Here is a 15,085-nt window from a genome sequence, read left to right on the forward strand (position 1 = left end):
GCCGCCCGCATGGCGGCGGCGATCGCCGCCGCGTTCGGTTCCCGGCGCCCGCCGAGCACCGCGCACAGCGGCCCCGCGAACAGCTCGGCCTCGTTGTCCGCGACCAGGATCCGGGCGCGGATCCGCTCCCTGGCCACCCGGTCGAGCCGGACGCCGCCCCAGGTGACCGCCGAGGCGCCGGCGGCGAACCCGCCGAGCCGGTCGAGCACCGCCGCGGTCTCCGCCGGCCGCGCGCCGACCAGGGCGGTCAGCCGGGCGGGCGCGACCGAGACGCCCGACTCCGGGTCGTGCAGCCGGGATCCGGTCGGGGGTTCCGCCAACGGGGCGGAGTCGTCGGCGCGTTCGGGCTCCAGGTCGAGGAAGCGGATGATCCTGCGGGCCGCGACCAGACCGCGGCTCACGTCGTAGGCGCCCTCGATCAGGTACGCCACGGGGAGCGACAGCACCGCCACATAGCCGTAGACGGCGACGAGTTCGCCCACCGTGATGTCGCCGCTGGCGGCGAGCCTGGCCGCCAGCCAGGTCACCACGGCCAGGAAAAGCACCGGCAGGCCGGCGCCGAGCGCCTGGATCCAGCTGGTGACCGTGGCCACCCGGTAGCCCTCGGCGCGCAGCAGCGCCGAGTCGCGCCGATAGCGGTCGGCGTAGGCGTCCTTGCCGCCGAGCCCGCCAAGCACCCGGAGGCCGCCGACGATGTCGAGCACCCGGGCGGTCAGGCCGCTCTCCCGCTCCCGGTAGGCCGTCTCCGAGCCGCGCAGCGGGCCGAGCAACGGCCCGACGAGCAACGCCAGCACGGGCACGCCGAACAACACGATCACGGCCAGCACGGGTGAGATGGCCAGCAGCAGCACGGCCACCATGACGAAGGCGATCGACGCGACGGCGGTGGAGCTGGCGACGGTCAACGCGTGCCCGGCGACGGCCACGTCGCGCATGCCGATGGTGACCACCTCGCCCGCGGTGACCCGGCGGGGCAGCGTGGCGCCGAGCCTGGCCGCGTGCTCGTTGACGAGGCGGGCCGTGCGGAACGCGGCGTCCATCCTGACCTGGGTCATCATGCGGTGCCGCGCCATCGCGTTCAGCGCGTTCAGCGCGCCCAACGCGAACAGCGCGCCGCACCAGCCGAGGAGCACGCCCGTCCGCCCGGGCACCAGGCCGTCGTCGACGGCCCGGGAGAGGAGCAGCGGAGCCAGCGTGAGACCCGCCATCCAGCAGGTCCCGAAGAACATCCCGGCGGCGACGCGGCCGCGTTGGCTGGCGCCGAGCCACCAGAGGTACCGGCCGGCGGAGCGGCGGTCGGGAACGCCGGTGAGATGCGCGACGTCCGTCAGCTCCGGCTCGGCCACCGGTTCCAAGTGGATCACCCCCGAACGGCACCGTACCCCGGGAGGTCGGAGCACGGCATGGCACTTCTGACGGGCCGAGCGTTTCGGGCCGCCGAGCGCGAGCGACCCGGCGACCCGGCGACCCGGCGACCCGGCGGCGCGGACGCGCGGGCGCTCAGGCCGGGTAGGCGCGCAGGGCCGCGGCGACCGTCTCGTTCACCGCGTCCTGGTGCCGCGAGAGGTAGAAGTGGCCGCCTTCGAAGACCCGCAGGTCGAAGGGGCCTTCCGTCTCGGCGCGCCAGGCCTCCGCCTCCTCGACGGTGACCTTGGGGTCGGCGTCCCCGGTCAGCACGTGGAGCGGGCAGTTCAGCCCGGGGCCGGGCGGCCGGAGGTAGGTCTCGATGGCCCGGTAGTCGGCGCGGATGGCGGGCAGCACCATGCGGAGGATCTCGGGGTCGGCCAGGAGTTGGCTGTTGGTGCCGCTGAGCTTCCGTATCTCGTCGACCAGTTGGTCGTCGTCGGCCTCGTGCACGGTCTCGGTGCGCCGGGTGGCGGGGCCGCGGCGGCCGGAGGCGAAGAGCGCGGCGGCGACCAGCCCCTTCTCGCGCTCGAGTCGGCGGGCGGTCTCGAAGGCGAGGATGGCGCCCATGCTGTGCCCGAAGAAGGCGAGCGGCCGGTCGGTCCAGGGCAGCAGGGCGTCGTAGATCGCGTCGGCCAGCAGCGGGATGGTCGCGATCGGCGTCTCCTTCAGCCGGTCCTGGCGTCCCGGGTACTGGACGGCGAGCACCTCGGCGGTGCCGGCCAGCGCCCGGGACATCGGGAAGAAGAAGCTGGCCGAGCCGCCCGCGTGCGGCAGGCAGACCAGGCGCACCGGAGCGTCCGGCTGAGGGTGGTACCGGCGGATCCAACGGCCGTTGTCGGCCGGGGCGTCGGGAGCGGCATGGTCGGTCATGGGTGGTCGCTTTCCTCTTCGGCTTCTTCTTCGGCTTCCTCTTGGGCTTGCTCGGCGGCGCTTGCCCGGCGGCCCCGCCTCCGCCGCGCGGGCGGTCGCCGGCGCGCGGCCGAGCCGCCTCCGGGCCGGGGTGTTCCTGGGTGGCCTGCCGGGCCGGCGCCCGCTCGAGGAGGGCGCGGCCCTGGCCGGGCAAGGCGGAACGCCCCGGCCGGGCGCTGGGCGTGCGCCGGCGCGGAGACGGCGCCCTCCGTGGTGGCCGGAGGGGCATGGGGGGTGGGGCGGGCGGCGGGGCGCGGAGTTCGGGAGCACCGCGCCGGCGGGAGCGCCTACGGCGCGCGCCGGGGGCCCGGCGCGGATAACCCGGCGCGCGGGCGGCGTGACGGCGCGGGCGGTCGGGAGTCGCCGACCGGCACGCGGCTGTGGCGCGTCCCCTCGGCGGCGACCGCCTGGGCCGTCGGCGCGGCCTTGTCCATGTCGTGCCCCTCGCATCGTGTCCCGCGTGTTCCGCGGGATCTCCCCGACGTGTCTCCACGACCTGATGGCGGCCCTGCCAGGACGTGCTCGGCACGCGCTTCCGCCGCTCGTGCCTCCGCATATCAGAGCGCACAACCGCCGCCCAACGCAGCACTCTCAGCAGCTTTTCGGACAAGTCGCCCAGAGGTGTTTGCTATGGACCGATCAACGGTAGGCGGAGGTGCTCGTCGGGTCGGGCGCCGGCCGATGACGGGTTCCCGCCGGGGTCGCGGCGCCCCCGGGCTCGACGGGAGCGGCCGAGGAGGCGGGAAACTGGCCGGTTCGCACTCTGCCGATTCGCAGGAACGCTCGAATCCCACCGCCCGATCGCATGAATCGCCCCGGCGTCACATTGACGCCGCGCGGCCCCTCCCCGGTCGGGGGCCACGGACGCTACCCATCGCACAAGGATTCGTATTACGGTCACGGCATGCTCACAACCGGGACGCCCGTGCGCAACTGGGCGGGAAACATCACCTTCGGCGCCGAGCGGTGGCACCGCCCGAGCACCATCGACGAGCTGCGGCGGATCGTGGCCACCGCCCGGCAGGTGCGGGTGCTGGGCGCCGGCCACTCGTTCAGCGACATCGCCGACACGTCCGGCGACCTGGTGCGCCTCGACGGCCTGCCGCGCCGCGTCGAGATCGACCCGGAAGCGGCCACCGTCACCGTCGGCGGCGGTCTCCGCTACGCCGACTTCTGCGCCGAGTTGCACGCCGCGGGGTTCGCGCTCGCCAACCTCGCCTCGCTCCCCCACATCACCGTCGCCGGCGCCGTCGCCACCGGCACCCACGGCTCGGGGAACGGGGTGCCGGGGCTCGCCTCCTCGGTGGCGGCGATCGAGCTGATCGGGCCCGAAGGCGACCAGGTCCGACTGAGCCGGGCCGAGGATCCGGAGCGTTTCGCGGGCGCGGTGGTGAACCTGGGGGCGCTCGGCCCGGTCACCGCGCTCACCCTGGACATCGAGCGCGGCTACGACGTGGCGCAGTGGGTCTACACCGACGCCGCCCTGGACGCGGTGGCGGCCGGCTTCGACGAGGTCACCGGCGCCGGCTACAGCGTCAGCACCTTCACGGACTGGCGGAGCGGCCTCGGCGACATCTGGCTCAAGCGTCGCCTCGACCGGGAGAGCGCGGGGCACCCCGGCGCCGAGTGGCTCGGCGGCCGGCTGGCGGAGGCCCCGCGCCACCCGATCCCCGGCCAGCCGCCCGAGTCCTGCACCCCCCAGCTGGGCGCGCCAGGACCGTGGTACGACCGACTGCCGCACTTCCGCCTGGAGTTCTTCCAGGGCGAGGGCGACGAGCTCCAGTCCGAACTGTTCGTGCCCAGGGCCGCGGTGCGGGAGGCGTTCGCCGCGCTCCGTGGGCTCGGCGACCGGATCGCGCCGCTGCTGTACGTCTCCGAGGTGCGCACCATCGCGGCGGACGAGCTGTGGCTCAGCCCCGCCCAGGGGCGCGACTCGGTGGCCTTCCACTTCACCTGGCACCGCAGGCCCGAGGCGGTGCTCGACGTCGTCGCGGCGATCGAGGAGCGGCTGCTGCCGCTCGGCGCCCGACCGCACTGGGGGAAGGTGACGGCCGCCGGGCCCGCGGCGATCGCGGCCCGCTACGACCGGTTCGCGGACTTCCGGCGGCTGGTGCTCGACCACGACCCGGCCGGCCGGTTCCGCAACGCCTACGTGGCGCGGCTGCTTGACGCCCAACCGGCCTGAGCGGCCACCCCCACCGAGTGGCCGGCGCCCGGTTTCGCACCTAATCTGACTCAATGGACGACAAGGACATCCTTGCCCGTGTCGGTGAGCTCGTGGCCGAGGAGCGCGCGCTGCGCGAGAGCTCCGTCGGCCACGGGCTCCAGGAGGGCGATCAGCTGCGGCTGAGCGATGTCGAGGCCCGGCTCGACCAGTGCTGGGACCTGCTGCGGCAGCGCCGCGCCCGCCTCGAGTTCGGCGAGGACCCGAGCGGTGCGACGATGCGGCCGGCCTGGGAGGTCGAGGGCTACGAGAGCTGAACGGGCGCGACCGAAGGACCCCTCTCCGACCCGAAATCGCCCCCGCTTCGAGTGATCATCGAACGACCCCGCTCGACGAAGCGGGCACTGCTGGCGGCTGGTGCCGCGCTGCTCGCCGCGCTCGGCGGCATCGCCGCGGCACCTCCCGGTGCCGGCGGCGACGGGTCCCACCGGCCGTTCCTCGAGCCGCTGAAGACCATCACCACCATCGCCTCGACCGTCCCCGACAACGACGACGTCAACCCCTACGGCGTCGCCGTGGTCCCGCACGACGAAGGCCACCTGCGCCGCGGGCACGTCCTGGTCAGCAACTTCAACAACGCGGCCAACGAGCAGGGCACCGGCACCACGCTGGTGCAGATCAGCCCGGCCGGCGAGACCAGCCTGTTCGCCGAGATCGACCCGACCGCCCTGCCCGGCGCCTGCCCCGGCGGCGTCGGCCTGACCACCGCCCTCTCCATCCTGCCCGGGGGCTGGGTGGTCGTCGGCAGCCTGCCCACCGCGGACGGCACCTCGGCCACCGCCCAGGCCGGGTGCCTGCTGGTGCTCGACAACAAGGGCGAGGTCCGGGAGACCTTCGCGGGCGACGGCATCAACGGCCCCTGGGACATGACCGCGGCACCCATCGACGACCACCACGTCGCGCTGTTCGTGACCAACGTGCTCAACGGAACGGTCGCCGCAGGCGGCGCCGTGGTGGACGAGGGGACGGTGCTGCGCATCACCGTCGAGCTGCACGACGGGAAGCCGCCGACGCGGGAGAAGACCACCGTGATCGGCTCGGGCTTCCCGGAGCGGACGGACCCGGCGGCACTGGTGGTCGGACCCACCGGCGTCGGCCTCGGCAAGGACGACGTGCTCTACGTGGCCGACACCGTCGACAACCGCATCGCGGCCATTCCGAAGGCCCTGACCCGGGAGTCCAGCGCCGGCGTCGGCCGCACGGTCACCGAGGGAGTGCTGCTCAACGGCCCGCTCGGCCTGGCCATCGCCCCCAACGACGACATCCTCACCGTCAACGGCGGCGACGGCAACATCGTGGAGACCACTCCGCGCGGCGAGCAGGTCGCGTTCCGACAGCTCGACGCCAGCGGTGACCCGCCGGGCGCCGGCGCCCTGTTCGGCCTCGCGATCGCGCCCGACAAGCGCTCGGTCTACTTCGTCGACGACGCCGCCAACACCCTCGACCTGCTCAGCTGAGCCCCCGCCATCCCCGGCCCACGGCGGGGCGGGGATGGCCCACCCTCGGCTCAGGCGGGCGCTCCGTAGAGCCGCAGGAACGCCCGCACTCCGTCGACCACCAGCTCGGTGACCCGCTGTTCAGGCAGTGGCACGGCGCCGTAGAAGGTGCGCTGGTTCACGTTGACCACCGTCAGCAGGTTGAAGTGGTCGGCGGCCCGTTCGGCCGGGCTCTCGGTTCCGCCGGCCTCGTCCAGCGTCAGCAGGCCGCGGTCGGCCATGGCCGCCAGATAGGGCGCGAGCCGCAGGTGGGCGGTCTGCGGGCCCGCCTCGATCCACGCCGCGAGCACCGGCCCCGGTATCCGGGGCGCCTCCGCCTCGATGGCCCTGACGAGCGCGAAGTGGTCGGGGAACTCCCGCACGGCCGCGACCCGGTCGAGGGCGAAGGCGGTGAGGTCGTCCCGCACGTCCACGACCTTGCGCAGATGTTTCTCCAGCAGCCGGGCGATGGTCGCGGTGACCTCGTGCGCCCCTTCGAGCGCGACGGCCAGGAAGAGGCTCTCCTTGTCGCCGAAGTGGTTGTAGACGGTGCGCTTGGAGACGCCGGCCTCGGCCGCGATGTCGTCGACGGAGGCCCGGGCGTACCCCTCGGCGCCGAACACCCGGCGCGCCGCCTCCGTGATCACCCGCCGCTTCTCCGGCCGGCCGACCGGCCGGGCCGGCCCCGGGGCGTCGGCGGCCGCCGCCTCGCTCACCGCCGGTGCCCTTCGGGGCGCGGCCCTTCGGGGCGCGGCCCGTTGCCTTCGGGCTCGACGAAGTAGCTGTCGTGCTCGATGAAGAAGCGCTCGCGCTCCTCCTGGCTGAGCCCGGCCAGCTCGGAGAGCCCCTCGAAGTAGCCCTCACGCGGCGCCCCCGGCACGAAGAGCATCAGGAACGACACCGGCTCGGCCGACCCGTTGGCGAAGGCGTGCAGCCCGCCGGGCGGCACGTGGAGGAAGTCGCCCTGGGCGGCGTCGACCCAGCGCGCGCCGTCGAAGACCCGGAGCGAGCCGGCGGTGACGAAGAAGGACTCGGACATGGTGCGGTGGAAGTGCGTGCCGGTGCCGGCGCCGGGCGCGAGGTCCACCACGTGGTAGAGGCCGAACTCGCCGTCGGTGACGGCCGAGAGGCCGTGGCCGGCGGGCCGGCCGGTGGCCAGGTAGTAGGTGCGGGTGCCGGAGGGCGAGATCAGGTCGGGCGAGGCGTCGGCCGAGCGGTACACGGCGCTGACGTGGCCCGTGTCGCCGTGGTAGCGGGGTTCCGGATAGGACATGCGATCGAGAGTACACCCGTCAGTGCAAAATGTGCACTACACGGTGCAGTTTCCTGAGGGGCGCGGCACGCCCCGGCCGCTCGCATACCCTGTCCCCCGTGGCGGTTCAGCGGATCACGACCCGGAATGCCCGGTTCCAGCAGTGGCAGGCGCAGTTGGGCAACCGGAACAAGCGGCAGCGCGCGCGGGAGTTCCTGGTGCAGGGCGTGCGGCCGATCAGTCAGGCCGTGGCGCACGGCTGGCCGGTCAGGACGCTCCTGTTCGACGCGGAGCGCCCGCTCTCCGGCTGGGCCAGGGAACTGCTCGCCGAGACGCGGGCCGAGCGGATCGCGATGGCCTCCGAGCTGCTCGCCGAGCTTGGCGAGAGGGACGAGGGCCCGCCCGAGCTGATCGCCGTCGCCGAGCTGCCGGCGGACGAGCTGTCGCGGATCCGCGTCGGGCCCGACTTCCTCGGCGTGCTCTTCGACCGGCCGACCAGCCCGGGCAACATCGGCACCATCGTCCGCTCGGCGGACTCCTTCGGCGCCCACGGCCTGGTGGTGACGGGCCACGCGGCCGATCCCTACGACCCCAAGTCGGTACGGGCCAGCACGGGTTCGCTGTTCGCGCTGCCGACGGTGCGCAGCCCGGGCCACCGCGAGGTGTCGGCCTGGCTGGACGGCGTCGGCGTCCGGGTCACGGTGGTCGGCCTCGACGAGGACGGCGAGGCCGACGTCGCCGACCACGACCTCACCGGTCCTGTGCTGCTCGCGGTCGGGAACGAGACGGTCGGGCTGAGCGCCGGCTGGCGGGAGCGGTGCGACGTGGTGCTGCGGATCCCGATGACTGGCTCGGCCAGCTCGCTCAACGCGGCGAGCGCGGCCACCGTCGTGCTCTACGAGGCGGCTCGGCAGCGCAAGCGCGGCCGCTGACCCACCACCCGGCCCGGGGACAGTGGCTCAGGGGCGGCGCGCCTCCTCCCGCACCTCCCCCCGCACGTCGAGGAGCGGCAGGCCGGCCGCGTACCGCCGGAGGAAGCCGGCGGTCGGGGTGTCCGCCGCGGCGACGGCGTCCGGGGGGCCCGCCGCGACCACCGCGCCCCCGTCGGGACCGGCTCCGGGACCCAGGTCGATCACCCAGTCCGCGGACGCGGCGACCGGGATGTCGTGTTCGGCCACGACGACGGTGTTGCCCGAGTCGAGCAGCACGTCGAGCGCGTCCACCACGCGCTGGACGTCGGACGGGTGGAGGCCGGAGACGGGCTCGTCCAGCACGACGAGCCCGGCCCTGCGGCTCGCCGCACCGCGCTGGATCGCGGACGCCAGCTTCAGTCGCTGCGCCTCGCCGCCCGACAACTCCGTGGCGCTCTGGCCGAGTTGGAGGTAGCCGAGCCCGACCAGGTGCAGGGCTCCCAGGGTCTCGGCGAGCTGCCGGGGCTCGGGGAACCGCTCCACGGCCTCGGCGACGGTCAGCTTCAGCACCTCGTCGACGGCCAGCCCCCGGTACCTGATCTCCAGGGCCTCGGGCCGGTAGCGCCGGCCCTCGCACGCGTCGCAGACCACCCAGACGTCCGGCAGGAAGTGCATGTCGACCAGCGTGCGGCCGTAGCCGGTGCAGGTCTCGCAGCGGCCGCCGCCCGCGCTGTTGAAGCTGAACCAGGAGGCGTCGACCCCGCGCCCGCGCGCCGCGTCGGTCTCGGCGAACAGCCTGCGGATCACGTCGAACGCCTTGCTGTAGGTGGCCGGGTTGGACCGCGGCGTCCGCCCCAGCGGCTCCTGGTCCACCACCGCCACCCAGCCGAACGCGTCGAGTCCTGTCACCTCCCGCACCAAGTCGGTCGTCGCGGTCCCGTTCAGGGCGGCCGCGGCGCTCGCGCCGAGCGCGCCGAGCAGGCTGCTCTTGCCGCTGCCGCTCACCCCGGTCAGGCAGGTGAGCCGACCGGCCGGGAAGCGCACCAGGTCCGCGGTCACGTTGTGGGCCCGCAGTCCGCGCAGCTCCACCCAGCCGGTGTCGTCGCCGGCCGGGCGGCGGGTCCGGCGCAGCCGCGGCCCCGCGCCGGCCAGATAGCGCCCGGTCAGCGACTCCGGGTGGGCGGCCGCGGCCGCCGGCGGCCCCGACACCAGCACCTCGCCGCCGAGGCGGCCGGCCCCTGGCCCCAGGTCGACCAGCCAGTCGGCCCTGGCGATCAGCTCGGGGTCGTGCTCGACGAGCAGCACCGTGTTGCCGGCCTCGCGCAGCTCCAGGGCGATGTCGAGCAGGTGCGCCTTGTCCGCCGGGTGCAGCCCGGTCCCCGGCTCGTCGAGCACGAAGATGATGCCGCTCAGCTCGGTGCTGAGCTGTGCGGCGAGCCTGGTCCGCTGCGACTCGCCCCCGGAGAGCGTCGCCGCGCTCCTGGAGAGCTGGAGGTGCGCCAGGCCGAGCCGGTCGAGGATGCCCAGCCTGCGACCCAGGTCGTCCAGCAGCGGCCCGCCCACCTCGCGCCGCCCGGCCCCCAGGTCGTCCGCCACGCGCCGCGCCCAGCCGCGCACCTCCCGTACCTCCACCTCGATCAGCTCGGGGTACGTCAACCCGCCGAGCCGCACGGACCTGGCCACCTCGTCGTAGCCGCTGCCGCCACAGGTGCCGCAGGGCCGCTTGCGCAGGTACGGCAGGTAGCGCTGCTTGGCACTCGACGTCTGGGCGTTCACGAACACCCGCTCCACCTCGGCCAGCGCGCCCCGCAGCGGCTGGCTCGAGGTGTAGGTCATCCGGGCCGTCTCGTTCCTGTTCGGTACGTCGACGCTCGCCTCGACCCGCTCGTCGCCCGTGCCGTGCAGCACGGAGTGCCGGAACTCCTCGGGCAGCGACCGCCACGGCCGACCGAGGTCCACGCCGCGCTTCTCGGCCAGCGCCGGCACGAACGCGTGCTCCCCCGACCGCCACTTCGCGAACCAGGGCGAGGCCCCGTCGAAGAGCGGAAGCTCCGGGTGGGTGATCACCAGGTCCTCCTGCGCCTGCCAACGCCCGCCCACCCCGTGGCACTCCGCGCAGCTCCCCTCCGGCGTGTGGCGGTCGAAGTGCGAGGTCGTCACGTGCCCGCCTCCGCTGTCGGTCGCCGGATCGGCGCCGATCGCCGGCAGGCGCGAGTACAGCAGCCCCAGGTGACCGTCGATGCCGGTGATCGTCGCGACCGTGGAACGGGGGTTGCGGTTCAGGCGGCGCTGGTCGACCGCGAGCGTCGCGCCGAGCCCCAGGATCCGGTCGACCCGGGGCCGGTTGCGCTGGGTGATGTACTGCCGGACGAACGGCGAAAGGCCCTCCAGGTACCGCAGTTGGGCCTCGCTGTGCAGGGTGTCGATGGCCAGCGAGGTCTTGCCGCTGCCGCTCACCCCGGTGAAGGCGACGAGTCGGCCCTTGGGGATGCTCACGGACACGTCCCGCAGGTTGTTGGTGCGAGCCCCCACCACGTCGATGGTCCCGAGCCCGGCACCGGCTGCGTCCGGTATGCGCGCGGTCACTCTTCTCCCGGCCCCTCGCGGCGCGGGGAAGCCGCCGTGAGCTTCGCCAGGTCGGGGGCGAACACGGTCATCCAGTGCGGACGGAGCCGGTAGAAGACCACGTCGTCGTCCCAGTCGAAGGCGTCGTCGCCGTAGCACTCCTTGAAGTACGCGAGCAGATACGGCCAGTCCCCGGCCGGCTCGCCGTCCCGGGGGTTGAGGATCTCCACCGTGCCGTGCGTGAACACGCCCAGGTCCTCACCGCGCAGGTGCGCGACGCTGGCGGCGGGCCGCGCGGCGAGATGCCGGGCCTTGGCGGCGCCGCGCGCGGTGCCGAAATGCCACTTCCCGTGCAGGAAGTGGCCGTCGACGCCGCTGATCCGCGGCTCGCCCTTCGCCGTCACGGTGGACAGCGCGAGGGTGCACATGCCGGTGAGGACCTGGGTGAGCTGACCGGCGGTCAGCGTGCGCTCGGCGTTGATGATCGAGCGGAGGTGCGAGGTGGAGCGGGAGAGCGAGGCGTCGAGGAGGGACTGGAGCTCTTCGACGTCCCGTGGTGTTTCGCGCATGGTGTCCCTGTCTGTCCGTGAGACCCGGTCCACGTCAGCCGTCGACGCCGACCGGGGACACCATGCTCGTCCGGAAACCCGACAGCCTGTGTCAGGTTTCCTCATCCGTCTCAGTGCGTGTCGTAGATCCCGCGGTAGTTCCCGAGCGCCGTCTCACGCACCTTCACGTCGCTCCAGTCGTCGAACCGCCCCGGCGCCAACCGGCCCGGGTCGACCGGCGGTTCGCCGGCGCCCAGCAGCATCGTGGCGATCTGCCGGCCGACGCCGCCGGCGTGCGTCACCCACGACGCCTCGGCGCACCAGAGGCCCGGCAGCGCGGTGGGGCCGACGAGCGGGACCTCGTCGGGGGTCAGCGCGAACACGCCGTTGACCCGGCGCTCGATCGGCGCCTCCCTGAAGGCCGGCACCAGGGCGGTGGCCTCGGCGATGGCCGTGCCGAAGTCCGCCTCATCGAAGGGCAGTTCGGCGGAGGTGAACCCCGGCCGCGGATCGAAAGGCAGCGGGGCGTGCGCGTAGCTGCCGACGCCGTACCTGCGGCCGTGCCGCCGGGTGTAGACGGTGTGGTCGGGGTAGCGCACGATGGGCCCGTCGATCGGGGTGTCGTCGAGCTCGGGCCGTTCCGCCGTGAAGAGATAGGGGTGTTGGACGGGCACCATCGGCAGCCGGACGCCGACGCCACCGGCGAGCGGCGGGCCCCAGATGCCGACCGCGAGCACGACGTGTTCGGCCCGCAGCAGCCGCCCGTCCGCGCCGCCGGTGCGCACGCCGACGATCCGCCCGCGCTCCCGCTCGAGCGCCGACACCGGGGTGCGCCAGCGGAACTCGGCCCCGCCGCGCTCGGCGGCCGCGACCAGGGCGCGGGTGACCGCCACCGGGTCGGCGGCGCCGTCCGAGGGGATGTGCAACCCGCCGAGCGCGCGTTCCGGATCGACCAGCGCCGGGGCCAGGGCGACGGCCGCCGCGGCGTCGACGACCCGCGCCTCGATGCCGAGGCCGCGCCCGTGCTCGACGTCCTGGTGGGCCTGTTCGAGACGCGCCGGGGTGGTGGCCACCTCCAGGCAGCCGACCTGCCGGAAGACCGGCTCGGGCGCGGCGGCCGACAGCTCCAGATAGGTGGCGACGCTGTCCTTGGCGAGCAGGGCCAGCTCCGGGGTGGCGCTGAGCTGGCCGACGAAACCGGGCGCGAGCCCCGTCGATCCGCGCGGCGCCTCCCGGTCCCGGGCGTCGAGCACCGTCACCCGCCGGTGCCCGAGCCGGGTGAGGTGATAGGCCACCGAGGCCCCCACCACACCGGCGCCCACGACCAGGATCTCCTCGTCGGCCATCGCGTCTCCCCTCGCCGTCGTTCGTTCGACGGCGTGAGGGTACCGACCGGCCGGGGCCCACGCGATCGTCGCCACCCAGGTGGGGGCGTCGAAGTCCATGTCGTCCTGGTAGCGCCAGAGTTCGACGACGATGTCGCCGCCGTGCGCGGCCGTGTCGATGCTGAACGCCTCGCGGTGCTCCTTGGTCTCGCCGGGGGCCAGCCGGCCCTCCAGCTACTCCTCGCCCTCGACGGTGGTCGCGACTCGCCGAGGCCGTCCAGCTTGAACTCCGGGACGCCGGTGACGGTCACGGAGACGCCGTCGGCCCTCTCGCGGGTCTCCCCCACCGCGAGATCGGACGGCACCGCGGCCGCGGGATCCGCGGCGGCTTCCTGGGCGGAGCCGTCGTCGCCACAACCGCCGTCGCGCCAGGCGCCGTCCTCCCAGATCCACCGGGCGCCGTCGTCGTCGCCCGCGGAGTCCAGGGTCTCGACGCCGCTCAGGGAAAGAGCGGTAGATGCGGCTCCTGCGGCTGTTTCGTGACGGCGTCGCCCGGGAGTCGGGGTTCCCGGGGGCACTTCATTCGATCCGCCCGCCACGGCGGCTACCTGCCGAGCAGTCGGTTCTTAGCCTGCTCGAAGTCCTGGTCGGTGAGGACACCTTGGTCGCGGAGAGCGGCCAACTTGGTGAGTTCGTCGGCGATCGGGGGTGCGGCGGCGGGCGGGGTGGGGGCGGGGGCCTGTGGTGTGTGCTGGGCGGTGATGGCCTGCTGGATAGCGTCGCGGACCTGCTCGAAGGCGGCTTGTTGCCTTGCCTGGAAGGTCACCGAGTACTCGTCGAGGAGTGCGTCGCGACGGTTCTTGCCCGAGCGTGCGCGGAAGTCGCTGCCGCCGCTGATGGTGAGCTGGATGAACCCGGCGATGAAGCTGGCGTTCTTCCACTGCACTGCGGTGACGCTGGTGATGTGGATGGTCTTGTTGCCGCCGCCACCACCGACGAAGACCCGAGCGATGAAGCCTCTGCGTTCGATGATGATGGTCCGTCCGTCGAACGAGATCGTGCCGTTGTTGCCCTTGGCCCAAAGCATGTGGTCCTCCCCTGTGGTGAGGATCCACGGTGGCAGGTGCCGGGCTCGGTGTCTGCGGCGTGGCCGATCTGTGACGGGTGGGGTCTGATCCCGGCGCGGTTCTTGGGTGGCTACCCGCCCCGTGCGCCCACGTGCCGGGGCGGGTAGCCGCAGGGTGCTCGATGCCGGAGCGAGGTCGGCGGAGCCACCCGGCTCGGACGCCACCCGGCTCGGACGCCGCCCGGTGGCGCGCCGCCCGCTCCGTCGAACTCCTGGCGACCACAGCTGAGTTGGTGCGCGAGTTCCACGACCTCAAGGCCGGCACCTCGCTCGACGCGGGCCACGAGGTGGTCTGCCACCACGACCTGGCGCCGAAGAACACCGTCTTCACGGCATCGGGGCGCCTACGGCCTGACCGACGACCGCGAACGGCTCGTGCCGACCGTCCTGTGGTGGCAGGACCGCTGCTGGCACGGCATCGAGTCGGCCGCCGACCACGGCGACCCCGCGATGCGTCGCCCGCGACAACAACACGTCCCGGCCCACATCCGCGCGGCCCACCGCTGGGTCGCCGAACACCGCGCGGAGCTGGAGGCGCCGCTCCGGTAGACCACGCGTCACGTCGGCGCGTCGGCCGCCACCGCCTCGTCCACGGCCCGGCGAAGACATGGCTCGCACGCCTTCACGTCGTGGCCGTACCCCGCCGGGTCGTGCACGGTGGCCAGCCGGTAGCCCGGGTCAGGGAACAGCGACTCCGCGCACCAGGCGCAGAGAAACCCGGCCAACTGCCACCGGTTCAGCTCACCGAAGCCGGGCACCGGGAGGGTGATCGCCGGCTCGGTCATCTCGCCACCGACCTGCCGCGCTTCCACGGGCACGTGCCGGCGTGGTCGTTGTCGACGACGATGCCGCAGTGACAATACGAGCACGTCACGGGCACGGACGGCTCCACCCGGCCCTCCAGGCCGGTGACGAGAGTGACACCGGACACGGTCCGGCTCACCGTCGCGTGGGCCAACGCCCTGTGCAGCGCTACCGGATCCGACAGACAGGAGCGCACCGGCGGAACCGACCAGCGGATCGGCGGCGCTCCCTCCCACGAGTTGACACACCACTCGGCAGGCGGCACCGTCACGTAGTGGCCGTGGCCGAGAACCCGCACCCCCGGCAGCTCCCAACCGGCGGCCACCCCGGGGGCCAGCAACCAGCGAGCCACGCCCCTCATCTGGTCCTCGACCACCGGCCCCGACCGCTCGCCGAGCCGGCCGAGGACGTAACCGGCGGTGATGCCGTCCACCTCGACCGCGTCCCACCAACGCCCCGCCGGTAACGTCCGGGCCCCCTTGCGCGCGGGCGGTAGCCAGTCGGGGAGGGGCTGAGGCGTCGCCATGGTCAGGCTCCAG

At 73.8% G+C, this 15,085-nt stretch carries 15 protein-coding genes; 5 read left to right on the forward strand and 10 right to left on the reverse strand.

What is annotated here, in order from left to right:
- Together ACYVPE_RS27395 and ACYVPE_RS27400 are read right to left on the reverse strand one after the other, a co-directional pair.
- On the reverse strand, positions 1-1,331 hold a 1,331-nt coding region (locus ACYVPE_RS27395; protein ID WP_461036439.1), incomplete at its 3' end, for an ABC transporter transmembrane domain-containing protein.
- A gap of 169 nt (positions 1,332-1,500) precedes the next feature.
- A complete protein-coding gene (locus ACYVPE_RS27400) occupies positions 1,501-2,277 on the reverse strand; it encodes a thioesterase II family protein (protein ID WP_461036399.1) in 777 nt (258 codons plus the stop codon).
- A gap of 943 nt (positions 2,278-3,220) precedes the next feature.
- Between ACYVPE_RS27400 and ACYVPE_RS27405 the strand changes: the two genes are divergently transcribed.
- From ACYVPE_RS27405 to ACYVPE_RS27415, 3 genes are read left to right on the forward strand one after another with little or no spacing between them, the layout of a single operon-like run.
- Positions 3,221-4,501 carry an FAD-binding protein gene (locus ACYVPE_RS27405; RefSeq protein ID WP_461036400.1) on the forward strand — a complete coding sequence of 427 codons (1,281 nt, stop codon included), beginning with the start codon at positions 3,221-3,223 and terminating at the stop codon, positions 4,499-4,501.
- A gap of 53 nt (positions 4,502-4,554) precedes the next feature.
- The gene (locus tag ACYVPE_RS27410) at positions 4,555-4,797 is read left to right on the forward strand and encodes a DUF2630 family protein (protein WP_461036401.1); all 243 of its coding nucleotides are present in this window, start codon (positions 4,555-4,557) and stop codon (positions 4,795-4,797) included.
- Between the two features lie 51 nt (positions 4,798-4,848).
- On the forward strand, positions 4,849-5,997 hold the full coding sequence (locus ACYVPE_RS27415) for an NHL repeat-containing protein (RefSeq protein WP_461036402.1): 1,149 nt from the start codon (positions 4,849-4,851) through the stop codon (positions 5,995-5,997).
- Between the two features lie 50 nt (positions 5,998-6,047).
- Here ACYVPE_RS27415 and ACYVPE_RS27420 read toward each other — a convergent pair whose 3' ends face one another.
- Positions 6,048-6,731 (reverse strand): TetR/AcrR family transcriptional regulator, encoded by a 684-nt coding sequence (locus ACYVPE_RS27420; protein ID WP_461036403.1) that lies wholly within the window; start codon positions 6,729-6,731, stop codon positions 6,048-6,050.
- Complete coding sequence (locus ACYVPE_RS27425) at positions 6,728-7,288, reverse strand: cupin domain-containing protein (protein WP_461036404.1); 561 nt, start codon at positions 7,286-7,288, stop codon at positions 6,728-6,730. The genes ACYVPE_RS27420 and ACYVPE_RS27425 overlap by 4 nt, the downstream gene beginning before the upstream one ends.
- 98 nt (positions 7,289-7,386) lie before the next feature.
- Between ACYVPE_RS27425 and ACYVPE_RS27430 the strand changes: the two genes are divergently transcribed.
- Positions 7,387-8,199, forward strand: a complete 813-nt coding sequence (locus ACYVPE_RS27430; RefSeq protein ID WP_461036405.1) for a TrmH family RNA methyltransferase — start codon at positions 7,387-7,389, stop codon at positions 8,197-8,199.
- Positions 8,200-8,226: 27 nt separating this feature from the next.
- Here the strand turns inward: ACYVPE_RS27430 and ACYVPE_RS27435 are convergent, their stop codons facing one another.
- The 4 genes from ACYVPE_RS27435 to ACYVPE_RS27450 all read right to left on the reverse strand — a co-directional run bounded on the left by ACYVPE_RS27435 (position 8,227) and on the right by ACYVPE_RS27450 (position 13,703).
- On the reverse strand, positions 8,227-10,764 hold the full coding sequence (locus tag ACYVPE_RS27435; RefSeq protein WP_461036406.1) for an excinuclease ABC subunit UvrA: 2,538 nt from the start codon (positions 10,762-10,764) through the stop codon (positions 8,227-8,229).
- Entirely contained in the window at positions 10,761-11,312 is a 552-nt protein-coding gene (locus ACYVPE_RS27440) for a pyridoxamine 5'-phosphate oxidase family protein (protein ID WP_461036407.1), read from the reverse strand. The genes ACYVPE_RS27435 and ACYVPE_RS27440 overlap by 4 nt, the downstream gene beginning before the upstream one ends.
- Before the next feature lie 110 nt (positions 11,313-11,422).
- Positions 11,423-12,637: an NAD(P)/FAD-dependent oxidoreductase gene (locus ACYVPE_RS27445; protein WP_461036408.1), complete on the reverse strand. Its 1,215-nt coding sequence runs from the start codon at positions 12,635-12,637 to the stop codon at positions 11,423-11,425.
- A gap of 583 nt (positions 12,638-13,220) precedes the next feature.
- Positions 13,221-13,703: a DUF4429 domain-containing protein gene (locus ACYVPE_RS27450; protein ID WP_461036409.1), complete on the reverse strand. Its 483-nt coding sequence runs from the start codon at positions 13,701-13,703 to the stop codon at positions 13,221-13,223.
- A 414-nt stretch (positions 13,704-14,117) separates the two neighbouring features.
- Here ACYVPE_RS27450 and ACYVPE_RS27455 point away from each other — a divergent pair, with 414 nt between their 5' ends.
- Complete coding sequence (locus ACYVPE_RS27455) at positions 14,118-14,291, forward strand: hypothetical protein (RefSeq protein ID WP_461036410.1); 174 nt, start codon at positions 14,118-14,120, stop codon at positions 14,289-14,291.
- Positions 14,292-14,299: 8 nt separating this feature from the next.
- Here the strand turns inward: ACYVPE_RS27455 and ACYVPE_RS27460 are convergent, their stop codons facing one another.
- Positions 14,300-14,527 (reverse strand): hypothetical protein, encoded by a 228-nt coding sequence (locus ACYVPE_RS27460; RefSeq protein WP_461036411.1) that lies wholly within the window; start codon positions 14,525-14,527, stop codon positions 14,300-14,302.
- Positions 14,524-15,072 carry a hypothetical protein gene (locus ACYVPE_RS27465; RefSeq protein WP_461036412.1) on the reverse strand — a complete coding sequence of 183 codons (549 nt, stop codon included), beginning with the start codon at positions 15,070-15,072 and terminating at the stop codon, positions 14,524-14,526. The genes ACYVPE_RS27460 and ACYVPE_RS27465 overlap by 4 nt, the downstream gene beginning before the upstream one ends.
- Positions 15,073-15,085: the final 13 nt, after the last annotated feature.

Source organism: Streptomyces mayteni (genome assembly GCF_054783955.1).